The organism is Streptomyces sp. NBC_01294 (assembly GCF_035917235.1).
GTDB classification, from domain to species: Bacteria; Actinomycetota; Actinomycetes; order Streptomycetales; family Streptomycetaceae; genus Streptomyces; species Streptomyces caledonius.
In genome coordinates, this window is sequence record NZ_CP108423.1 from 4,935,389 (window position 1) to 4,957,804 (window position 22,416).

15 protein-coding genes, 3 rRNA genes and 1 pseudogene are annotated in these 22,416 nt (G+C 68.3%); 11 read left to right on the plus strand and 8 right to left on the minus strand.

What is annotated here, in order from left to right; all coding sequences use genetic code 11:
* Window positions 1-74: 74 nt before the first annotated feature.
* Complete coding sequence (locus OG534_RS22370) at window positions 75-2,147, minus strand: fructose-specific PTS transporter subunit EIIC (protein ID WP_326590145.1); 2,073 nt, start codon at window positions 2,145-2,147, stop codon at window positions 75-77.
* 346 nt (window positions 2,148-2,493) lie between these two features.
* Between OG534_RS22370 and ahcY the strand changes: the two genes are divergently transcribed.
* Together ahcY and OG534_RS22380 are read left to right on the plus strand one after the other, a co-directional pair.
* Window positions 2,494-3,930, plus strand: a complete 1,437-nt coding sequence (ahcY, locus tag OG534_RS22375; RefSeq protein WP_326590146.1) for an adenosylhomocysteinase — start codon at window positions 2,494-2,496, stop codon at window positions 3,928-3,930.
* A gap of 105 nt (window positions 3,931-4,035) precedes the next feature.
* The gene (locus OG534_RS22380) at window positions 4,036-4,656 is read left to right on the plus strand and encodes a hypothetical protein (RefSeq protein ID WP_326590147.1); all 621 of its coding nucleotides are present in this window, start codon (window positions 4,036-4,038) and stop codon (window positions 4,654-4,656) included.
* 4 nt (window positions 4,657-4,660) lie between these two features.
* On the opposite strand, the gene OG534_RS22385 is transcribed toward OG534_RS22380, so the two are convergent.
* Complete coding sequence (locus OG534_RS22385) at window positions 4,661-5,608, minus strand: RDD family protein (RefSeq protein WP_326590148.1); 948 nt, start codon at window positions 5,606-5,608, stop codon at window positions 4,661-4,663.
* Window positions 5,609-5,720: 112 nt separating this feature from the next.
* Between OG534_RS22385 and OG534_RS22390 the strand changes: the two genes are divergently transcribed.
* The 4 genes from OG534_RS22390 to rrf all read left to right on the plus strand — a co-directional run bounded on the left by OG534_RS22390 (window position 5,721) and on the right by rrf (window position 12,457).
* A complete protein-coding gene (locus tag OG534_RS22390; protein WP_326590149.1) occupies window positions 5,721-6,728 on the plus strand; it encodes a stage II sporulation protein M in 1,008 nt (335 codons plus the stop codon).
* Window positions 6,729-7,334: 606 nt separating this feature from the next.
* A 16S ribosomal RNA gene (locus OG534_RS22395) occupies window positions 7,335-8,859 on the plus strand.
* 281 nt (window positions 8,860-9,140) lie between these two features.
* Window positions 9,141-12,264, plus strand: a 23S ribosomal RNA gene (locus tag OG534_RS22400).
* A 76-nt stretch (window positions 12,265-12,340) separates the two neighbouring features.
* A 5S ribosomal RNA gene (gene rrf, locus OG534_RS22405) occupies window positions 12,341-12,457 on the plus strand.
* Together the 16S, 23S and 5S rRNA genes form the textbook arrangement of a ribosomal RNA operon.
* A gap of 303 nt (window positions 12,458-12,760) precedes the next feature.
* On the opposite strand, the gene OG534_RS22410 is transcribed toward rrf, so the two are convergent.
* Window positions 12,761-13,687, minus strand: a complete 927-nt coding sequence (locus OG534_RS22410) for an immunity 49 family protein (RefSeq protein ID WP_326590150.1) — start codon at window positions 13,685-13,687, stop codon at window positions 12,761-12,763.
* Between the two features lie 153 nt (window positions 13,688-13,840).
* Between OG534_RS22410 and OG534_RS22415 the strand changes: the two genes are divergently transcribed.
* The 4 genes and pseudogenes from OG534_RS22415 to OG534_RS38710 all read left to right on the plus strand — a co-directional run.
* Window positions 13,841-14,356, plus strand: a complete 516-nt coding sequence (locus OG534_RS22415; RefSeq protein WP_326590151.1) for a hypothetical protein — start codon at window positions 13,841-13,843, stop codon at window positions 14,354-14,356.
* Between the two features lie 55 nt (window positions 14,357-14,411).
* On the plus strand, window positions 14,412-14,543 hold the full coding sequence (locus OG534_RS22420; protein WP_326590152.1) for a hypothetical protein: 132 nt from the start codon (window positions 14,412-14,414) through the stop codon (window positions 14,541-14,543).
* A gap of 74 nt (window positions 14,544-14,617) precedes the next feature.
* Window positions 14,618-15,253, plus strand: coding sequence for a VOC family protein (locus OG534_RS22425; protein WP_326590154.1), 636 nt, complete (start codon window positions 14,618-14,620; stop codon window positions 15,251-15,253).
* A gap of 87 nt (window positions 15,254-15,340) precedes the next feature.
* Window positions 15,341-15,511, plus strand: a pseudogene (locus tag OG534_RS38710) (transposase); the annotation flags it as partial.
* A gap of 174 nt (window positions 15,512-15,685) precedes the next feature.
* Here the strand turns inward: OG534_RS38710 and OG534_RS22430 are convergent.
* Genes OG534_RS22430 through OG534_RS22450 form a run of 5 tightly spaced genes read right to left on the minus strand, consistent with a single transcriptional unit; the run spans window position 15,686 to window position 21,491 of the window.
* The gene (locus OG534_RS22430; protein WP_326590155.1) at window positions 15,686-16,996 is read right to left on the minus strand and encodes a DUF58 domain-containing protein; all 1,311 of its coding nucleotides are present in this window, start codon (window positions 16,994-16,996) and stop codon (window positions 15,686-15,688) included.
* The gene (locus OG534_RS22435) at window positions 16,996-17,982 is read right to left on the minus strand and encodes an AAA family ATPase (protein ID WP_326590157.1); all 987 of its coding nucleotides are present in this window, start codon (window positions 17,980-17,982) and stop codon (window positions 16,996-16,998) included. Before OG534_RS22435 ends, OG534_RS22430 begins: the two co-directional genes overlap by 1 nt.
* Entirely contained in the window at window positions 17,979-19,427 is a 1,449-nt protein-coding gene (locus OG534_RS22440; RefSeq protein WP_326590159.1) for a DUF4350 domain-containing protein, read from the minus strand. Before OG534_RS22440 ends, OG534_RS22435 begins: the two co-directional genes overlap by 4 nt.
* A gap of 41 nt (window positions 19,428-19,468) precedes the next feature.
* Window positions 19,469-20,134, minus strand: a complete 666-nt coding sequence (locus OG534_RS22445; RefSeq protein WP_326590160.1) for a DUF4129 domain-containing protein — start codon at window positions 20,132-20,134, stop codon at window positions 19,469-19,471.
* Between the two features lie 4 nt (window positions 20,135-20,138).
* Window positions 20,139-21,491 carry a hypothetical protein gene (locus OG534_RS22450; RefSeq protein WP_326590162.1) on the minus strand — a complete coding sequence of 451 codons (1,353 nt, stop codon included), beginning with the start codon at window positions 21,489-21,491 and terminating at the stop codon, window positions 20,139-20,141.
* A 234-nt stretch (window positions 21,492-21,725) separates the two neighbouring features.
* Between OG534_RS22450 and mtrA the strand changes: the two genes are divergently transcribed.
* Window positions 21,726-22,415, plus strand: coding sequence for a two-component system response regulator MtrA (mtrA, locus tag OG534_RS22455; RefSeq protein WP_189747360.1), 690 nt, complete (start codon window positions 21,726-21,728; stop codon window positions 22,413-22,415).
* Window position 22,416: the final 1 nt, after the last annotated feature.

The window sequence follows — 22,416 nt, forward strand, 5'->3', positions numbered from 1 at the left end:
GTACGGGCCGGCCGCGCCGGGAACGCCGACGGGGTCCCGCACCAGGTGAGGGACCCCGTCGGGCGCAGCTGCGGCTACCGGATCCCGCGCAGCACGTCCAGGATCGCGGCCCCGTCGGGCGCGGCCCGCAGCCGCTCCCGGAAGCCGCCGTCCATCAGCTTGCGCGACAGCAGTGCCAGGATCCGCAGGTGCTCGTCGCCGGCCGCGGCCTCCGGCACCGCGATCATGAACACCAGCCGGGCCTTCGTCCCGTCCAGCGCACCCCACTCGATGCCTTCGGCGGAGCGGGCGAAGCCCACCGTGGGCCGGGTCACCGCGTCCGTCTTGGCGTGCGGGATCGCGATCGACTCGCCCAGGCCGGTCGTGCCCTGCGCCTCCCGCGCGAGGGCGACCCGTACGAGCTCGTCCACGTCCCGGACGTTGCCGGTGGCGGCCAGCAGCTGCGCCATCTCGCGGATCGCCGCCTCCTTGGAGTCCGCGGCCAGCTCCGGCTTCACCGTCCGCTCCGTGAGGTAGCCGGAGAGCACCTCCGGCGGCCCGGCCTCGGCGGCGGGGGTGGCCGCGGGCGCCGCGGACGCGCCCTGCGCCGCGACGGCCGTCCCGCCCGCACCCGCACCCGCACCCGTACCCACGCCCACCAGTACCGGCTCGGGCACCTTGCGACCGGCCGCGCCGTCCTTGCGCAGCTTGATCCCGATCAGCGCGTTGGTCGTCACCGCCGTCACGACCACACCCGCCGCGATCGCGACGAAGAACATCCCGACCCCGCTGACGGCGCCGAACAGCGAGACGATCGGACCGCCGTGCGGCACCGAGTTCTCGACCCCCGCCAGCCCCGCGATCGCACCGGCCACGGCGCCACCGAGCATGTTCGCGGGGATGACCTGCGCCGGCCGTGCGGCGGCGAACGGAATGGCACCTTCTGAGATGCCGAAGAAGCCCATGAACAGCGCCGCGATCCCCGTCTCCCGCTCCTGGACGCTGTGGAACTTGCGGCGCATCAGCGTCGCCAGGCCCTGGCCGAGCGGCATGACCGGGATCGCGGCGGCGGCCATGCCCATGACCGCGTTGTTGGTGCCGATGAGGCCCACCGCGACGAGGAACGCCGTTTTGTTGACCGGACCGCCCATGTCGAAGGCGATCATCAGGCCGATGAGGGCGCCGAGCACGATCGCGCTGGAGCCGGTCAGCCCGTTCAGCCAGTCGGTCAGCTGCATGAAGACCCACGAAATGGGCCGGCCGATGACGTAGATGTAGAAGAGGCCGAGGGCCAGGGTCGACACGATCGGGATCACGATGATCGGCATGATCGGCCGGGCGAACGCGGGGACCTTGACCTTCTTGATCCACACGACGAGATAGCCGGCGAGGAAGCCGGTCGCGATCGCACCCAGGAAGCCGGCGTTGGCATCCGCCCCGTAGATGTTCACGGCGTCGGCGGCCAGGAAGCCGCCGATCATGCCCGGCACGAGCGCGGGCCGGTCGCCGAGCGCGTGGGCGATGTAGCCCGAGAAGATCGGCAGCATCAGCTTGAACCCGAGGCCGCCCAGGGCGTTGACGTAGTACCAGAAGGAGTCCGGGGCGAACGTGATCCCCTCGGGGGTGGTGTGCCCGCCGAGCGCGATCGAGACGGCGAGGAGCAGGCCGCCCACGACCACGAAGGGGATCATGTGCGAGACGCCGTTCATCAGCGCCTTGTACGCGGCGCTGCGCTCCCTCCCGCCGGCTCCGGCTCCGGTTCCGGTTCCGCCACTCCCGCCTCCGCCGCCCACCGCGGCGGCCCCCGTCTGCACGGGCGCACTCTGCACGCTCTCGATCAGCTCCTCGGGCCGGTGGATGCCGTCCGCGACGCCGGTGGACAGGACCCGCTTGCCCGCGAAGCGCTCGCGGCCGACCTCTTTGCCCGCGGCGATGATGACGCCGTCCGCCTCCCTGACATCGTTGTCAGAGAAGACGTTCCCGGCCCCGATGGAGCCCTGGGTCTCCACCTTCATGTCGACGCCGAGCCGGTCGGCGGCCTGCTGGAGCTTCTCCGCGGCCATGTAGGTGTGCGCGATCCCCGTGGGACAAGCGGTGACGGCGAGCAGTTTCAGACGCCTGTGCCCGCTCGCCCCTCCGCCTACGGGACGTTCTGCCGGACTGGTCACTGAGATCTCCTTCGCGCCACGGGCCCTGCGGGGATCGCGCCCGCTTCCGATCCACCGGCATCCTGCCCCACGCACGGCGTGGATCAAAAGTCCGAAAGGCCCCAAAGCCTCCCGCCGGCCGGCCCGCAGGAAAGACACAGCCAGTTCCTCGTCTGACTGCGGCCCGCTCCGCCGATCGGTGTAGATTCGTGCTCAGTGTCAGACGTCGCTGCTGATGGCGGGTCGGGCGGTCTCGCGACCGGCCGAGGGGAGAGAGGACCCCCGACGGACTGTGCTCGGTGCCCGTCCCCAGGACGGCGCACGGCTCAGCCGTACCCACCCTCTCGAACCATGAGGAGCAGCACCCATGGACTTCAAGGTCGCAGACCTCTCCCTCGCCGCCTTCGGCCGCAAGGAGATCACCCTGGCCGAGCACGAGATGCCGGGCCTGATGTCGATCCGCGCGGAGTACGCGCAGGCCCAGCCCCTGGCCGGCGCCCGCATCACCGGCTCGCTGCACATGACCGTGCAGACGGCCGTGCTCATCGAGACCCTCGTCGCCCTCGGCGCAGACGTGCGCTGGGCCTCCTGCAACATCTTCTCCACCCAGGACCACGCGGCCGCCGCCATCGCGGTCGGCCCGAACGGCACCCCGGAGAACCCGCAGGGCGTCCCCGTCTTCGCCTGGAAGGGCGAGACGCTGGAGGAGTACTGGTGGTGCACCGAGCAGGCGCTCACCTGGCCGAACACCCCCACCGGCGGCCCGAACATGATCCTCGACGACGGTGGTGACGCCACCCTGCTCGTCCACAAGGGCGTCGAGTTCGAGAAGGCCGGCGAGGCTCCGGACCCCTCCACCGCGGACTCCGAGGAGTACGCGTACATCCTCACCCTTCTCAACCGCACCCTCGGCGAGAACCCGCAGAAGTGGACGCAGCTCGCGTCCGAGATCCGCGGCGTGACCGAGGAGACCACCACCGGTGTGCACCGCCTCTACGAGATGATGCAGGCCGGCGAGCTGCTCTTCCCGGCGATCAACGTGAACGACGCCGTCACCAAGTCGAAGTTCGACAACAAGTACGGCTGCCGCCACTCCCTGATCGACGGCATCAACCGCGCCACCGACGTCCTCATCGGCGGCAAGGTCGCGGTCGTCTGCGGCTACGGCGATGTCGGCAAGGGCTGCGCCGAGTCCCTCCGCGGCCAGGGCGCGCGCGTCATCATCACCGAGATCGACCCGATCTGCGCCCTCCAGGCGGCCATGGACGGCTACCAGGTCGCCACGCTCCAGGATGTCGTCGAGACGGCCGACATCTTCATCACGACCACCGGCAACAAGGACATCATCATGGCCGCCGACATGGCCAAGATGAAGCACCAGGCCATCGTGGGCAACATCGGCCACTTCGACAACGAGATCGACATGGCCGGCCTGGCCAAGATCGAGGGCATCGTCAAGGACGAGGTCAAGCCCCAGGTCCACACCTGGAAGTTCCCCGACGGCAAGGTCCTGATCGTCCTCTCCGAGGGCCGCCTGCTGAACCTCGGCAACGCGACCGGCCACCCGTCCTTCGTCATGTCGAACTCCTTCGCGGACCAGACCCTGGCCCAGATCGAGCTCTTCACGAAGCCGTCCGAGTACCCGACCGACGTCTACGTGCTCCCCAAGCACCTCGACGAGAAGGTCGCCCGCCTCCACCTCGACGCCCTCGGCGTCAGGCTCACCACCCTGCGCCCCGAGCAGGCCGCCTACATCGGCGTCAAGGTCGAGGGCCCGTACAAGCCGGACCACTACCGCTACTGATCACCCCCTGATCAGCGGCGGCAGAACGTGAAGCAGGCCCCCGGCACGCGTGCCGGGGGCCTGCCCCGTACCGGAATCCCCCCGATCCCAAGAAGTGTGTGCACCATGCCCCGCGGCCGCTACTCGCTCCACGACCCGCACGACCACACCCCCCTCGGCGAGGAGCACTTCCACTGCGCCCCGGGGCCCTCCGGCTGGCGCTACGTCTCCCAGCTCACGGCACCGAACGGCGACCACCGCGGTTCCGTCGACCTGGCGATCGACGAGCTCGGCCGCCCCATCCGCCTCGAGGTCAACGCCGCGAGCTGGCAGGTCCGCGGCGCCGCCATCGACGGCGTCACCTGGGTCCGTACCGACCCCACCGGCGCCGAGGCCACCGAAGGCAACATCGCCGCCCCCGGATTCACCGGCACCTCCCCGGCCTTCCTCGTCGCGACGTCCCGCCTGCTGCGCCTGACCCCCGGCGCCCCCGCCACCCGCGTCAGGCTCCTCGCGCTCACCGACCCGGTACTGGCCCCCCGTACGGTCGACCAGGCGTGGGCCCTGCTGGCACGCGAGGAACACCCCACGGACAGCGGCCCGCTCCTGGTGGACGAGTACCAGGTGAGCGCCCTGGACACGGGCGAGGTCCACACGGTCCACATCGCCGGCGACGTGGTCCTCTCGGCCCCCGGCATCGAACTCGAACACCTGGAGACCCCGCCCTCGGCCTTCGAGGAGCAGTGACCCCTCAGGCCGGCGGCGCGAACCCGCCGGCGCGCGGAGCCTCCACGGGAGCCACGGGCGCGGGAGCGGGAGCCGCGTAAGGCGCCGCGACCGGCGCGGACCCCGGAACCGCAACCGGCATCGTCGGCACCGCGGGAACCGGAACCGGAACCGGAGCCGGTGCGGTCACGGCCACCGGCGCGGGCGCGAACCCGGAGCCGCCGGCGGAGTGGAAGGCCCGGGTGGCGTCGCGCGTCTGGCGCTCGTGCACCACGGCCATCAGGAAGGCGGCCGCCGGCACCCCGGCCGGCGGCGGAGCCCCGGTGCGCGCCACCAGATCGTCCGCGAGCCTCGCCGCCATGGCGGCACCCACCTGCGGATCCAGCTGGTTCATCCGCGTCAGGTACTGCCGTATCGCCAGCCACAGCCCGTCCGGCACCGCCGACAGATCCAGCCCGGTGAACCGCCCGGCCAGCCACGGCGGCGGCGCGGGCACCGGCATCACCCGGGCCCCCGGCACCCGCTCGCGGATCACCAGCGTCCCCGCGAACACGTCCCCGACCCGCCGACCGCGTGCCGATACCAGCGAGGCGATGCACGCCACCGACCCGAAGGTCATCAGCAGCTCCACGACGCCCATGGCCCCGCGCACCAGCGCGTGCCGGAACCGGATCGGCCCGCCGTCGTCCCGCACCACCCGCAGCCCGCAGGCGAGCTTGCCCAGGGAACGTCCGTGGGACAGCGTCTCGACCGCGATCGGCACGCCGACCAGCAACAACAGGAAGCTCGCCACGGCGACCGCCGCCTGGGCGGCTTCGTCCAGGGACGCGGTCGCGGCGGTCAGCCCGATCGTGAGGATCAGGTATCCGGTGACGTACACGGCCAGGTCCAGCAGGATCGCCAGCGCACGGCTCGGCAGCCTCGCCGGCCGCAACCCCAGGACGACCGCGTCCCCCGTCACCAGATCGCTCACCACAGCACCTCTCATGTGACCTGCCCCGCCCGTTCGGCATCCAGTCTGCCAAGCTGACCACACTAGGAATAGGCAGTGGCCAGGGGACCTGGGACAGGGGAGCGGCAACCGGATGGATCTCGACGTCTTCGTGACGGCACACCGCGCGGAATGGGACCGCCTGGAGCAGCTCCTGGGGCGCGGGCGCAGGCTCACCGGCGAGGAGGCCGACGAACTCGTCGCCCTCTACCAGCGCACGTCCACCCACCTCTCCCTCATCCAGTCCAGCGCCCCCGATCCGATGCTCACGGGCCGGCTGACCCAGCTGGTCGCCCGCGCCCGCGCCACGGTGACGGGCACCCGCCGCGGCGGATGGCGCGACGTCGCCCTCTTCTTCACGGTGGGTTTCCCGGCCGCCGTCTACAAGAGCCGCCGCTGGTGGATACCGACCGCCCTGCTCTCGACGGCGGTCGGCGTGCTCATCGGCTGGTGGATAGCCACGCACCCCGAGGTCCAGAGCGCCATCGCGGCGCCGGAGCACCTGAAGGCGCTCACGGAGCCGGGCGGCCAGTACGAGACGTACTACTCCAGCCATCCCGCGAGCTCGTTCGCCGCCCAGGTCTGGACGAACAACGCCCAGGCGGCAGCGATCTGCCTGGTTCTGGGCGCGTTCCTGGGGCTCCCCGTGATCTGGATCCTCTTCCTGAATATGGCCAACCTCGGCGTGGGCCTCGGCCTGATGGCCTCCGCCGGCCGCCTCGACGTCTTCCTCGGCCTGATCCTCCCGCACGGTCTGCTCGAACTGACCGCCGTCTTCGTGGCGGCGGGCACGGGCCTGCGCCTGGGCTGGACGGTCATCGACCCGGGCCCCCGCACCCGCCGCACCGCCCTCGCGGAACAGGGCCGCGCCGCCCTGGGCATGGCCATCGGCCTCGCGGTGGTCCTGTTCATCTCGGGCCTGATCGAGGGCTTCGTGACCCCGTCGGGCCTCCCGACCTGGGCCCGCATCACGATCGGCGTCGTCGCCGAGGCCGCCTTCCTGCTCTACGTCTTCATCCTGGGCGGCAGGGCCGCCCGCGCCGGCGAGATCGGCGACGTCGAGGCCGCGGATCAGACGGCGACGCTCCCGACCGCGGCCTGATGTGCGCAGGAGCCTGCCGAGCTGCTAGTCTCCTCGTCTGTCCCGCAAAGACCGTTGACACGGAGCTCGCGGGGAGGTAGATTCGAACGGTTGCCCCGAACTGGACAAGTTCGGCAGCGATGGTTTAAACTCTCTCTCACCCCACAAGGAATCGAATTCCAACGGGGTGCAGCCGACTCCTCATTCAGGAATCCGAAGCCGGTAAATCCGGTGGAAAACTTCTGATAGAGTCGGAATCGCCGGAAAGGAAAGCGCGAAAGCGAATACCTGGAAAGCACCGAGGAAGTCGGACACGAAAGAGTCTGATAGAGTCGGAAACGCAAGAACAGAACGAAAGCCCGGAGGAAAGCCCCAGCGAATGTAGCTGCGGGTGAGTACAAAGGAAGCGTCCGTTCCTTGAGAACTCAACAGCGTGCCAAAAATCAACGCCAAAAGTTGATACCCCGTCCATTTCGGTGGATGAGGTTCCTTTGAAAAAGACCTGCGGGGTCGTCTTCGGATGATGCTCGCAGGCAATTACACAGCGAGGACGTTGTGGCGCGTCGGTCTTATTCCGACCTGACGTGCCCGCTCTAAGTGATGTGTGCACCCGATTACGGGTAAACATTCATGGAGAGTTTGATCCTGGCTCAGGACGAACGCTGGCGGCGTGCTTAACACATGCAAGTCGAACGATGAAGCCCTTCGGGGTGGATTAGTGGCGAACGGGTGAGTAACACGTGGGCAATCTGCCCTTCACTCTGGGACAAGCCCTGGAAACGGGGTCTAATACCGGATACCACTCCTGCCCGCATGGGTAGGGGTTGAAAGCTCCGGCGGTGAAGGATGAGCCCGCGGCCTATCAGCTTGTTGGTGGGGTAATGGCCCACCAAGGCGACGACGGGTAGCCGGCCTGAGAGGGCGACCGGCCACACTGGGACTGAGACACGGCCCAGACTCCTACGGGAGGCAGCAGTGGGGAATATTGCACAATGGGCGAAAGCCTGATGCAGCGACGCCGCGTGAGGGATGACGGCCTTCGGGTTGTAAACCTCTTTCAGCAGGGAAGAAGCGAAAGTGACGGTACCTGCAGAAGAAGCGCCGGCTAACTACGTGCCAGCAGCCGCGGTAATACGTAGGGCGCAAGCGTTGTCCGGAATTATTGGGCGTAAAGAGCTCGTAGGCGGCTTGTCACGTCGGATGTGAAAGCCCGAGGCTTAACCTCGGGTCTGCATTCGATACGGGCTAGCTAGAGTGTGGTAGGGGAGATCGGAATTCCTGGTGTAGCGGTGAAATGCGCAGATATCAGGAGGAACACCGGTGGCGAAGGCGGATCTCTGGGCCATTACTGACGCTGAGGAGCGAAAGCGTGGGGAGCGAACAGGATTAGATACCCTGGTAGTCCACGCCGTAAACGTTGGGAACTAGGTGTTGGCGACATTCCACGTCGTCGGTGCCGCAGCTAACGCATTAAGTTCCCCGCCTGGGGAGTACGGCCGCAAGGCTAAAACTCAAAGGAATTGACGGGGGCCCGCACAAGCAGCGGAGCATGTGGCTTAATTCGACGCAACGCGAAGAACCTTACCAAGGCTTGACATATACCGGAAAGCATTAGAGATAGTGCCCCCCTTGTGGTCGGTATACAGGTGGTGCATGGCTGTCGTCAGCTCGTGTCGTGAGATGTTGGGTTAAGTCCCGCAACGAGCGCAACCCTTGTCCTGTGTTGCCAGCATGCCCTTCGGGGTGATGGGGACTCACAGGAGACCGCCGGGGTCAACTCGGAGGAAGGTGGGGACGACGTCAAGTCATCATGCCCCTTATGTCTTGGGCTGCACACGTGCTACAATGGCCGGTACAATGAGCTGCGATACCGTGAGGTGGAGCGAATCTCAAAAAGCCGGTCTCAGTTCGGATTGGGGTCTGCAACTCGACCCCATGAAGTCGGAGTTGCTAGTAATCGCAGATCAGCATTGCTGCGGTGAATACGTTCCCGGGCCTTGTACACACCGCCCGTCACGTCACGAAAGTCGGTAACACCCGAAGCCGGTGGCCCAACCCGTAAGGGAGGGAGCTGTCGAAGGTGGGACTGGCGATTGGGACGAAGTCGTAACAAGGTAGCCGTACCGGAAGGTGCGGCTGGATCACCTCCTTTCTAAGGAGCACAGTACCGATTGCAGACAAACGTTCTGCACGGTCAGCTCAGGGTGGAACGTTGATTAGTTGGCACGGTTTCTGAAACCTCCTGTGAGTACTGCTTCGGCGTGGAAAACAGCGATGGTGGACGGGATCGTGCCTGGCACGTTGTTGGGTCCTGAAGGTACGGCCGTAAGGTCATGTCTTCAGTGCCGGCCCCAGTGAACTTGATCTGTATAGGTCAGGGTGATGGGTGGCTGGTCGTTGTTTGAGAACTACACAGTGGACGCGAGCATCTGTGGCCAAGTTTTTAAGGGCGCACGGTGGATGCCTTGGCACCAGGAACCGATGAAGGACGTGAGAGGCCGCGATAGGCCCCGGGGAGCTGCCAACTGAGCTTTGATCCGGGGGTGTCCGAATGGGGAAACCCGGCAGTCGTCATGGGCTGTCACCCACTGCTGAACACATAGGCAGTGTGGAGGGAACGCGGGGAAGTGAAACATCTCAGTACCCGCAGGAAGAGAAAACAACCGTGATTCCGGGAGTAGTGGCGAGCGAAACCGGATGAGGCCAAACCGTATGCGTGTGATACCCGGCAGGGGTTGCGCATGCGGGGTTGTGGGAATTCTTTTGATCGGTCTGCCGGCCGGTCGGCGAGTCAGAAACCGTTGATGTAGTCGAAGGACATGCGAAAGGTCCGGCGTAGAGGGTAAGACCCCCGTAGACGAAACATCAGCGGCTTGCTTAAGAATCTCCCAAGTAGCACGGGGCCCGAGAAATCCCGTGTGAATCTGGCGGGACCACCCGCTAAGCCTAAATATTCCCTGGTGACCGATAGCGGATAGTACCGTGAGGGAATGGTGAAAAGTACCGCGGGAGCGGAGTGAAATAGTACCTGAAACCGTGTGCCTACAAGCCGTGGGAGCGTCGCCGTTGTTCTTCGGAACAACGGTCGTGACTGCGTGCCTTTTGAAGAATGAGCCTGCGAGTTAGCGGTGTGTAGCGAGGTTAACCCGTGTGGGGAAGCCGTAGCGAAAGCGAGTCCGAATAGGGCGATTGAGTTGCACGCTCTAGACCCGAAGCGGAGTGATCTAGCCATGGGCAGGTTGAAGCGGAGGTAAGACTTCGTGGAGGACCGAACCCACCAGGGTTGAAAACCTGGGGGATGACCTGTGGTTAGGGGTGAAAGGCCAATCAAACTCCGTGATAGCTGGTTCTCCCCGAAATGCATTTAGGTGCAGCGTCACGTGTTTCTTGCCGGAGGTAGAGCACTGGATAGGCGATGGGCCCTACCGGGTTACTGACCTTAGCCAAACTCCGAATGCCGGTAAGTGAGAGCGTGGCAGTGAGACTGTGGGGGATAAGCTCCATGGTCGAGAGGGAAACAGCCCAGAGCATCGACTAAGGCCCCTAAGCGTACGCTAAGTGGGAAAGGATGTGGAGTCGCAGAGACAACCAGGAGGTTGGCTTAGAAGCAGCCACCCTTGAAAGAGTGCGTAATAGCTCACTGGTCAAGTGATTCCGCGCCGACAATGTAGCGGGGCTCAAGCGTACCGCCGAAGTCGTGTCATTGCAGCAATAGGGCCAACGCCCGCTGTGATGGGTAGGGGAGCGTCGTGTGCCGGGTGAAGCAGCAGCGGAAGCTAGTTGTGGACGGTTCACGAGTGAGAATGCAGGCATGAGTAGCGATACACACGTGAGAAACGTGTGCGCCGATTGACTAAGGGTTCCTGGGTCAAGCTGATCTGCCCAGGGTAAGTCGGGACCTAAGGCGAGGCCGACAGGCGTAGTCGATGGACAACCGGTTGATATTCCGGTACCCGCTTTGAAACGCCCAATATCGAATCCTCTGATGCTAAGGCCGTGAAGCCGTTCCGGAGCCTTCGGGCAAGGGAAAGTGGTGGAGCCGCCGATCCAAGGTGGTAGTAGGTAAGCGATGGGGTGACGCAGGAAGGTAGTCCAGCCCGGGCGGTGGTTGTCCCGGGGTAAGGGTGTAGGCCGAGGGGTAGGCAAATCCGTCCCTCATATAAGGCTGAGACCTGATGCCGAGCCGATTGTGGTGAAGTGGATGATCCTATGCTGTCGAGAAAAGCCTCTAGCGAGTTTCATGGCGGCCCGTACCCTAAACCGACTCAGGTGGTCAGGTAGAGAATACCGAGGCGTTCGGGTGAACTATGGTTAAGGAACTCGGCAAAATGCCCCCGTAACTTCGGGAGAAGGGGGGCCATCACTGGTGATCGGATTTACTCCGTGAGCTGGGGGTGGCCGCAGAGACCAGCGAGAAGCGACTGTTTACTAAAAACACAGGTCCGTGCGAAGCCGTAAGGCGATGTATACGGACTGACGCCTGCCCGGTGCTGGAACGTTAAGGGGACCGGTTAGTGCGCTTTCGGGCGTGCGAAGCTGAGAACTTAAGCGCCAGTAAACGGCGGTGGTAACTATAACCATCCTAAGGTAGCGAAATTCCTTGTCGGGTAAGTTCCGACCTGCACGAATGGCGTAACGACTTCTCGACTGTCTCAACCATAGGCCCGGTGAAATTGCACTACGAGTAAAGATGCTCGTTTCGCGCAGCAGGACGGAAAGACCCCGGGACCTTTACTATAGTTTGATATTGGTGTTCGGTTCGGCTTGTGTAGGATAGGTGGGAGACTTTGAAACCCCAACGCCAGTTGGGGTGGAGTCGTCGTTGAAATACCACTCTGGTCGTGCTGGATGTCTAACCTCGGTCCGTGATCCGGATCAGGGACAGTGTCTGATGGGTAGTTTAACTGGGGCGGTTGCCTCCCAAAGAGTAACGGAGGCGCCCAAAGGTTCCCTCAGCCTGGTTGGCAATCAGGTGTTGAGTGTAAGTGCACAAGGGAGCTTGACTGTGAGACCGACGGGTCGAGCAGGGACGAAAGTCGGGACTAGTGATCCGGCGGTGGCTTGTGGAAGCGCCGTCGCTCAACGGATAAAAGGTACCCCGGGGATAACAGGCTGATCTTCCCCAAGAGTCCATATCGACGGGATGGTTTGGCACCTCGATGTCGGCTCGTCGCATCCTGGGGCTGGAGTCGGTCCCAAGGGTTGGGCTGTTCGCCCATTAAAGCGGTACGCGAGCTGGGTTTAGAACGTCGTGAGACAGTTCGGTCCCTATCCGCTGTGCGCGTAGGAATATTGAGAAGGGCTGTCCCTAGTACGAGAGGACCGGGACGGACGAACCTCTGGTGTGCCAGTTGTCCTGCCAAGGGCATGGCTGGTTGGCTACGTTCGGGAGGGATAACCGCTGAAAGCATCTAAGCGGGAAGCCTGCTTCAAGATGAGTATTCCCACCTCCTTGAGAGGGTAAGGCTCCCAGTAGACGACTGGGTTGATAGGCCAGATGTGGAAGCCCGGTAACGGGTGAAGCTGACTGGTACTAATAGGCCGAGGGCTTGTCCTCAGTTGCTCGCGTCCACTGTGTTAGTTCTGAAATAACGAACAGCTGTGTTCATGCCAGCGTTCAAATTTCATAGTGTTTCGGTGGTCATAGCGTTAGGGAAACGCCCGGTTACATTCCGAACCCGGAAGCTAAGCCTTTCAGCGCCGATGGTACTGCAGGGGGGACCCTGTGGGAGAGTAGGACGCCGCCGAACAATCATTGCGGGAAGCCCCGCACCAGACCCTTCGGGGTCCGGTGCGGGGCTTTTCTGCGTTCAGGGTCGGTTTGCAGTTTTCCTCGGACAATCAGCCTCTCCGCCGGAGATCCGGACCGTGCGGGGAGAGATCTTCTTCATGTCGAGCATGCAGCGTGCTCACTCCCGAGCGCCAGGCCGCCACGGTCGCGAGCCTGGGCGAGGTCGGGCTGGGGCCGGCCGAGGTGGCGGGGATCCCGTGAGAAGGCCTGTGCCGTTCCCCCCGGGTATGTGTTCATACGCGTCCGGGGGGAGGGCTGTGGTTCAGGCATTGATCGATGGGGCGCCTTCCGGGGCGTTCAGCAGGGTCTGCGGCAGGTAGGCGGATCGGACGTGGATGTCCCAGCCGTGTACTTGGACTGCCAGCGCGGCCAGTGCGATGGTCTTCTGCGGCAGGAGGGTGCGGGGCGCCGCATCGGAAGGGGCGCTCTCCCGGTGCTGGACGAGGCGATTTTCCAGGGCCTGTTCGAAGGCCGGCTGGTCGTCCTTCAAGAGCGCGCGCAGGAGGTGCTGGTCCGGCGTCGGTGCAGCGAGGGCATCCAGCTGCCGCGTCGCCTCGGCGCGTTCGTCGGCGGTCGGCTTGCACAGCGTGACCGATGGCCAGTGCCGGGGCAGGTGCCCTTCGGCCTGGGCGAGGTAGCCGCACAGGGCGTTCATCTCCGCCAGCTCGCCCGGGTCCGACTTCGATTCCAGCGTCGAGTGCGGGGCGCCGTCACGGATGGCAGGCGCGTAGTCGCTGCGCAGCAGCAGTCCGAGGACCAGGTTGCGTTCCCAGACCATGCCGCTGATCACGGACAGTGCGAAGGCGTCCAGCCAGATCGTCGCGGTGGCCGCCAGTTCCACCACGGCGGCGAAGTCCGTGTCCTCGCTGCTGAGCTGCTCGTCGATGAGGGTGAAGGAGATCTCCTGGTCGCCGTTGGGGAAGCAGGCCAGGCTCAGGAGTCCCAGGGCGCACTCGGCTGCCGTGCGCAGGACGGTGCCTGACGGGGCGGTGCCGGGCCGGGGGTCCGCCACCGTGCGGGCGGCCGTGTGGTCGAGGAGTGCGTCGCGCAGGGCCTGCAGTTCGTCATCGGAGTAGCAGTCGTACTGCATGGTGTGCCAGCGGTGGCGGGCCTGGCGTTCGATGCCGTCGAGTGCCTGCTCGATGCGCTGTTCACTCACGTCATGCCGGGCTATGTCCTTGATCGTCATGGGCGTCATCCTGGCACCGGCCACTGACGCGCAGGGACCCGGGCCGTCACCACGGCCAAGCGCGCGTACGTAACGATGTGCGGGAAAACCGGCCGAGGCGGACATCCGTTCCTATGATGTCCCTCCTTCGAACGGCTTCAGGTGGGGGTATCGATGCGCAGCGCAATCAGTGGCGACGACAGAGGCGGAAGACGTAAGAGGGGCCTCGTCCGGCGGGTGCTGGTCGGTCTGGTGGTGGCCGGCGTCACCGTCGCCTGCGGTCCGGCGGAGGGTGAGCGTCCCGCCGTGTCCCTGCCGCCGGTCGCGTCCTCGGCGGTCCCGTCGCAGACGTCCGCGGACCCCTCGCCTTCGCCGTCTCCGACGCCCAGTCCCTCGGTGTCCCCTTCGGCCCTGCCGAGTCCCTCGGTCACCACGGCCGACCCGAAGCCGCCCGCCACGCAGGCGCCGAAGCCCGCGACGAGGCCCGCGACCAAGCCGGCGGCCCCGCCGACGACGAAGGCGCCGACCCGGCCGGCGACGACCGAGTGCGAGATCGTCTCCAACGCGGGGAACTGCTACAACGCGGGCCAGTTCTGCCGGAAGGCCGACCTCGGCCGGTCCACGCACGCCGGGAACGGGCGCCTGATCCATTGCCGTCTGGACGGCAGCCAGCCCCGCTGGCAGTACTAGAGCCTGTCTCTTGGAAGTGCGGCGCGCATGGTGCTGCATGCCGGATCGAAATCCTGTGGCAGCAGCGCTCGCCCCGCAGCGGCTGATCGAGCGGGTCGTGGGCCTCGACGAGGCGGCAGCGCTGCTGCCTGGCTTGGACCGGGCCTCCCCCACCGGGATGACGGTGATCGATCCGCTCCACGGCTGAATCCACGGCGGACGCGGCCGGGGCGGCGGGCGTGGCGTCGGGATTTGTACGGGTTGTCGGGTGATGATCGCGCAGTGCGACTTGATCATGTGTCCTATGCGGTGGCCCGCGACAGCTTCGTCTCGACCGTCCAGTGGATCGGATCGGCCCTCGGCGCCGGGTTCGTCGACGGGGGCGTGCACCCGCGATTCGGAACCCGCAATTTTATTCTCCCGCTGAGCGGCGGCACCTACGTCGAGGTCGTCACCACACTCGACCACCCCGCCGCCGACCGCGCACCCTTCGGCCAGGCGGTCGCGCGCCGCGCCGCCGAGGGCGGCGGCTGGCTCGGTTGGGTGGTCTCCGTCGACGACATCGCCCCGGTCGAGGCCCGCCTCGGCCGCACCTCGGCCGAGGGCCACCGTGTCCGCCCCGACGGGTTCGACCTGAGGTGGAAGCAGATCGGCCTGCTGGAACTGCTGGAGGACCCGGAACTGCCCTACTTCCTTCAGTGGTTGGTCCCCATCGAGGAGCGCCCGAGCGCCGACCCGCGCACCTCCACCACCATCCACGGGGTCTCCATCGCCGGCGACGCCGCCTCCATCGCCGAATTCCTCGGCGAACCGGCCGACCACCCCCTCGACCAGATCGACGTCACCTGGGTCGAGGATGAGGAACCGGGCCTGGTCTCGGTCGAGTTCGCCACCGCCCACGGCCCGGTCACGATCTGACCAGGGCCCGACTGCCCCGCGGGAGCAGCCGGCTGGGGTCTCCCGGCCGGCGCGTGTCTCTTTGACGGGTTGGTCAGTTGATCGGATGTGTCTGCCCGATTAGTGATCACTGATGCGATGTGGGGCCGGATCGAGCCGCTGATGCCGGCCGATCCGGTCCGTGGACGGCGGTGGGCTGATCGCCGCCGAACGCTCGAGGCCATCGCGTGGAAGTACCGCACCAACGCGCCCTGGCGGGACCTGCCCGACGAGCTCGGTCCCTGGCCCTGACCGTCACCGCGGGCCAGGCCGGCGACGCACCTGCCTTCGAAGCGGTTATGGCCCCCCTGGCCACACGATGCGACAAACTCGCCATCGCCTACCAGGCAGCACTCCACCTCGCCGCCATCCTCATCTGGGCACGACGCTGACCAAAGAGACAGAACCCAGTCCTCAGAGGCGGCCGGCGGCCTTGAGGGCCAGGTAGGCGTCGGCCAGGGACGGGGCCAGGGTGTCCGGGGTGGCGTCGACCACGTGGACGCCGTGGCGGGTGAGCTGGTCGGCCGTGCGGCTGCGCTGGGCCTGGGTCTGGGTGCCGGCCGCGGCTTCGTAGACCGCGTCCACGCTGCCGCGGGCCTTGGTCATGTCCGCGATGTGGGGGTCGGCGACCGAGGCCAGCAGAACCGTGTGGCGCTGCGTGAGACGCGGGAGCAGCGGGAGCAGGCCCTCTTCGATCGGGGCCGCGTCCAGGCTCGTCAGGAGGACCACCAGGGAACGGCGCGGGGCGCTGCGGAGGATGGTGGAGACCAGGGTGCGGGAGTCCGTCTCGACCAGTTCCGGTTCGAGGGGTGCCATCGCGTTCACGAAGGACGGAAGGGTGTCGGCTGCCGCGCGTCCCTGGACCTGGGCGCGCGGGCGGCGGTCGTGGGCCAGGAGGTCCACGCGGTCGCCGGCGCGGGTGGCCAGGGCGGCCAGGAGCAGGGCGGCGTCCATGGCGGAGTCCAGGCGGGGGGCGTCGCCGACGCGGCCCGCCGACGTACGGCCGGTGTCCAGGCAGATGAGGATGTGCCGGTCGCGTTCGGGGCGCCAGGTGCGGACGGCCACCTTGTTCTGGCGGGCCGTGGCGCGCCAGTCGATGGAGCGGGTGTCGTCGCCGGGGACGTAGTCGCGCAGGCTGTCGAACTCGGTGCCCTCACCGCGGGTCAGGACGCTGGTGCGGCCGTCCAGTTCGCGCAGGCGGGCAAGCCGGGACGGGAGGTGCTTGCGGCTGGTGAAGGGCGGCAGGACCCGGACCGTCCAGGGGGACAGGTGGGAGCCCTGGCGGGCCCACAGGCCCAGGGGGCCGTACGAGCGGACGGTGACGCGGGCGGCCTGGCGGTCGCCGCGGCGGGTGGGGAGCAGGCGGGTGGTCAGCCGGCGGCGTTCGCCGGCGGGGACGACCACCTCGTGGCGGGATGCCGCGGCCTCCGTGCCCGGGACCCAGCTGCTCGGGGGCCAGGCGTCGCGGACGCGCGCGCGCAGCTTGCGCCGGCCGGGGTTGGTGATGGTCAGGTGGACGTCCGCGGGTTCGCCGAGGCGGACGGCGGTGTCCCCGGAGCGGGCCAGCAGGAGGCTGCGGACCGGCGCCGCGAGGGCGTAGTCGACCGCGCAGGCCAGCGCGATCGGGCCGTTGACCGCGAGCATCCCCGTCCAGCTGGGTTCGAGGATGCCGACCGGGATGCTGCCGAGGGCCGCGAGCAGTGCGGCACGTCCGGTGAGGGCCATCAGCGCGGGACGGGGACGTGGGAGAGGATCGCCGTGATGACGGCGTCGGCCGTGACTCCCTCCATCTCCGCTTCCGGGCGCAGCTGGACGCGGTGGCGCAGGGTCGGGAGGGAGAGGGCCTTGACGTCGTCGGGGGTGACGTAGTCGCGGCCGGTGAGCCAGGCCCAGGCGCGGGCCGTGGCCAGCAGGGCGGTCGCGCCGCGCGGGGAGACGCCGAGGGTGAGCGACGGCGATTCGCGGGTGGCGCGGCAGATGTCGACGACGTAGCCGGCGATCTCGGGGGAGACGGAGACCTTGGCCACGGCCTCGCGGGCGGCTTCGAGTTGGGCGGGGCCCGCCACCGGGCGGATGCCCGCGGCGTGCAGGTCGCGGGGGTTGAAGCCGGCGGCGTGCCGGGTCAGGACGCCGATCTCGTCGTCGCGGGAGGGGAGGGGGACGGTGAGCTTGAGGAGGAAGCGGTCCAGCTGGGCTTCCGGGAGGGGATACGTGCCCTCGTACTCGACCGGGTTCATGGTGGCGGCGACGAGGAAGGGCTCCGGGAGGGCGCGGGGGGTGCCGTCGACCGTGACCTGGCGCTCCTCCATGGCTTCGAGGAGCGAGGACTGGGTCTTGGGCGGGGTCCGGTTGATCTCGTCCGCGAGGAGCAGGTTGGTGAAGACGGGGCCGTTCTGGAAGGAGAACTCGGCGGTGCGGGCGTCGTAGACGAGCGAGCCGGTGACGTCGCTCGGCATCAGGTCCGGGGTGAACTGGACGCGCTTGGTGTCGAGTTCCAGGGATGCGGCCAGGGCCCGTACGAGGAGGGTCTTCGCGACGCCGGGGACCCCTTCGAGCAGGACGTGGCCGCGGCACAGGAGCGCGACGACGAGGCCGGTGACGGCGGAGTCCTGACCGACCACGGCCTTGCCGATCTCGGTGCGGAGCGCTTCGAGGGAAGCGCGGGCGCTGTCCGCGGTCGCAGCCGTGGACTCGGTGGCCGGGTACGTCATGACGTACGGACCTCTCTTTCGAGGGCGTCGAGGTGGTCGGCGAGCGCGACGAGTGCCGCGTCGTCGGAGGGGGTGGTGCCGAAGAGGAGTGCGGTCACGTCCCGGGGCTCGCCGGAGAGGCGGGCGGAGACGGCCGGGGCCAGGGCCGCGGGTTCGTGGGCCTGGGTGTGCGGTACGCCGACCAGTGCGGCCAGGCGTTCGCGGGTGGCGGCGCGCAGCACGGTGGCGGCGCGGTCGCGGGCGCCGGCTTTGCGGTACAGGCGGGCGCGGCCCTCGGTGGCCTCGGAGGCGCGGATGACGACGGGGAGGTTCTCGGTGACGAGGGGACCCAGTCGGCGGGCGCGCCAGAGGGCGGCGAGGACGGCGGCGAGGAAGAGCTGGAGCAGGGCCCAGGACCAGCCGGCCGGGATGAGGTCGAAGAGGCTCTTGTCCCCGGCCTCGCCGCCGGACGCGGCGGCCTCGGCGGGGGAGGGCAGGTACCAGACGAGCCGGGGGTGGCTGCCGAGGGTCTGCAGGGCCAGGGAGGCGTTGCCCTCGGAGGCGAGGGCCTCGTTCTGCAGGATGCGGCCGGAGCCGAGGAGGACGGTGTCGCCGCCGGCTTGGGCCGGCAGGAGCAGCAGGGTGGCGTGGCCGTCGTCCGGGTAGCAGGCGGTGGCCTTGGGGTCGCCGGTGCGGTAGCCGTACTGGCTGCCGGTCTCGGCGGATCCGGCCGCCTGGGCGGCGGGCAGCGCGCAGGAGGGTGCGCGGAGCTCGTCGGAACCAGAGGGGCGGGCCCGGACGCCGGGGGCCAGGGTGGCGAGGGAGGCGCGGCCGGGGGAGACGAGGACGGTGCGTCCGCCGGACAGGTCGATGGCGGCCTTGAGGGCGGACAGCTGCCGGGGGGCCAGGAGGTCGGGGTCGGTGACCAGCAGGGTGGTGCCGGGACCGGCGGCGTCGGCGGCGTCCTGAGTGCGGGTCACCACCCGGGTGGTGACCCCGCGTTCCTTCAGGAGTTCGGCGACGGCGCGGCTGCCGCTGGGGTCGGCGGAACGCGGGTCGAGGGCGCCGCGGTTCTCGCCGGAGTTGAAGGCGGCCAGCGCGACGCCGGTGGCGATGAGCATGGCGAAGGCGAGGAGGAAGCCGCGGGCGCGCTGCCAGACGGCGGCGGCGCCGAGGGCGGTGGAGGTGCCGGGGGCCGCCGGTGTGGAGGCCGGGGCCGCCGGTGTGGAGGCCGGGGCCGCCGGTGTGGAGGCCGGGGCCGCCGGTGTGGAGGCCGGGGCCGCCGGTGTGGAGGCCGGGGCCGCCGGTGTGGAGGCCGGGGCCGCCGGGTCGGTGGCTGGTGCTGCCGGTGTGACGGCCGGGTGTGGGCCGGTCGTGTCGGCGTCCCGGCCTGATGCGTCCGGGTCGTGAGGGTGCGTCATGCCGGGGGCGTGGCCGGTCGTGCCGGGGTCCTGAGGGTGGGTCATGCTGGGAGGGCGTCCCGGGGTGCCGGGGTCGTGAGGGTGCGTCATGCGGTGGCCCCCGTGATCCCGGTCAGGGCGGGCCGGGTGCGTTCGACGGCCGTGTCGAGGTCGCGGAGGCGTGCGTACATGGCCTGGTCGCCGACGCGGCCGCCGTAGGTGACGTCGTCGAAGACGCGGGCGGCCGTGCGGAGGTCCGCGGCGTGGCCCGGCAGGGTGACCGCGGCCTCGGCCGCGGCCTCGTCGGCGGTGCGGCCGGGGCGGGGATCCAGCAGGGTGCGCTCCTCCAGGGACCGGACGAGGGCCCGCATGCGGGCCTGGACGGCCTCGGTCCAGCGGCCGGCGGCGGCGTGCGCGTCGGCCTCGGTGCGGTAGTCGGCGGCGCTGCGGACGCGTTCGCCCAGCAGGGCGCCGGCTCCTGCGGGGACCTTCGCGGGGGTGCCGAGGCGCCACCAGAGCAGCGCCACGGCCAGCACGATCAGCAGGACGATCACGACGACGCCCAGCGTGCCGCCGGGGGTCGCCCCGGCGGCGGCGCCGAACAGGTCGTCCACCCAGTCGAGGAGGCGGCGCACGGCGCGGTCCAGCAGGCTGGGGTCGTTCTCGTGGTACATCGGCTTGGACAATTCGCGTTCGGCGGCCTCGCTGGCGGCCTCGCGCGGTGTCGTCACCGGCGGTGTCTCGCTGATGGGCAGTCCCCCCGGGCTGGTCATCGCATCAGCTCCCGGTCGGAGGGGGCGTGGGGCCGGGGACGCCCGGGGTGCCCGGCGTACCGGGGGTGCCGGGAGCCCCGTCGTAGTTCTCGACCCCGGCGGCGCGGGCCAGCTCCAGGTCCAGGGCCTCGCGGCGGATGCGCTGGTCGACGTAGAGGAGCACCGAGACGCCGGCCTTGAAGGGCAGGGTGATGGTCATGGCGATGACCTGGCCGATGCCCAGGATGATCAGGTAGGTCCAGCTCATCGCGGGGGCGTCGGGGTCGAAGCCGCCGGAGACGCCCTCGCTGACGAGCGCGACGATCGTGAACGGGATGCCGATGACGAACTCGACGGCGCCGGCGATGACCGAGGCGAGCACCGAGATGCCGAGGATGCGCCACCAGGAGTGGCGGACGAGCTTGTCGGAGCGGCTCAGGCTGCGGAAGACGCTGCTGCGCTCCAGCATCAGCACGGACGGGGAGAGGCTGACCCGGACGTACAGCCACACCCAGACGGCGAAGCCGGCCAGGCCGCCGATGATGGCGAGGGCGAGGACGCCGCCCGCGGACATGCCGGCGACGCCCGCGATGACGGCCGGTACGAAGCCGATGGCGATGATCAGGCCGCCGCCGAGGGCGACGAGCGCGGTCAGACCGGCCAGTCGCAGCAGCTGCGGGCGGCAGTCGCGCCAGGCTTCGCCGACCGAGGAGGGGCGGCCGAGGACGGCGCGGCTGTAGATCATCGTGAGCATGGCGGTGGCCACGATGGTGCAGACGAACGTGACGACCAGGGCGCCGGCGCCTGCCACCAGGGTGCCCGACACGGCACTGATGACGGCTTCGTCGGAATCGGAGGAGGGGCGGTCCAGCTCCGCGATCCGGTCGACCATGAAGCCCTGCAGCAGCGTGATCGCCAGGACCGCGAAGATGGCCACGGTGAAGCTGATGGGCAGCACGGAGCGCCAGTGGGTGCGCAGGGTGGCGACCGCGCCGTCGAGGATCTCGCCGAGGCCCAGAGGGCGCAGCGGGATGACTCCGGGCTTGGCGGCCGGGGGCTTGCCCCAGGCGCCCGGCTGACCCCACTGGGCGCCCTGCGGGGCCTGCTGGCCGCCGTACGGGCCCTGTCCGGGCTGCTGCGGGTACGCGCCCCAGCCGGTCCCGGGCTGCGGGGTGGCGGCGGGCGGCTGGTTCTCACTGCTGCCCGGGCTCGACCACTGGCCGGGGGGCGGCTGCTCGGCGGACCACTTCGGGTCGCCTGCGGGCCGGCCGGGCTGCTGCGCGCCGCCGTCGGCGGACGGCTGGTCGGCGGGGGTATCCGGCCGCTCGCCGTCGGACGGAGAGGATCCGGGCGTAGCCCAGCCCGGAGAGTCGTTCATCGTCGCTCCTTCACGTGCACCTGCTGCGGCGGGGGCGCTGGTCGCTGCCATCGTGCCACGTAGGGGCCTCGAACGGATCAGGCGTCCCCCCGGATCTCCGCCAGCCCGTACCTTCAATTGTCGCCCGGATCCCGGGCAGACTGGTCGAGCTGATCTCCACGCAGGTCCGAGGGGCGATTTCCAGCCCTTTTGGCTGTGGGACAGCTCACCGCCGGGTAACGATTAGCTAATGGGATGATGTCAACCATGAAGGGACGCGTCCTTGTCGTCGACGACGACACCGCGCTGGCCGAGATGCTCGGCATTGTGCTGCGTGGAGAAGGTTTTGAGCCGTCGTTCGTAGCAGACGGTGACAAGGCACTTGCTGCCTTCCGGGAGGCGAAGCCGGACCTGGTGCTGCTCGACCTCATGCTGCCCGGAAGGGACGGCATAGAGGTCTGCAGGCTGATTCGTGCCGAGTCCGGCGTGCCGATCGTCATGCTCACCGCCAAGAGCGACACGGTGGACGTGGTTGTGGGCCTGGAGTCCGGGGCCGACGACTACATCGTCAAGCCGTTCAAGCCGAAGGAGCTGGTGGCCCGTATCCGGGCCCGCCTGCGCCGCTCGGAGGAGCCCGCGCCCGAGCAGCTGGCCATCGGTGACCTGGTCATCGACGTGGCCGGGCACTCGGTCAAGCGGGACGGTGCCTCCATCGCCCTGACCCCGCTCGAGTTCGACCTGCTGGTCGCCCTCGCGCGCAAGCCCTGGCAGGTGTTCACCCGTGAGGTGCTGCTGGAGCAGGTCTGGGGCTACCGGCACGCGGCGGACACCCGTCTGGTCAACGTGCATGTGCAGCGCCTGCGCTCCAAGGTCGAGAAGGACCCGGAGCGCCCCGAGATCGTCGTGACGGTGCGCGGTGTCGGCTACAAGGCCGGACCCAGCTGAG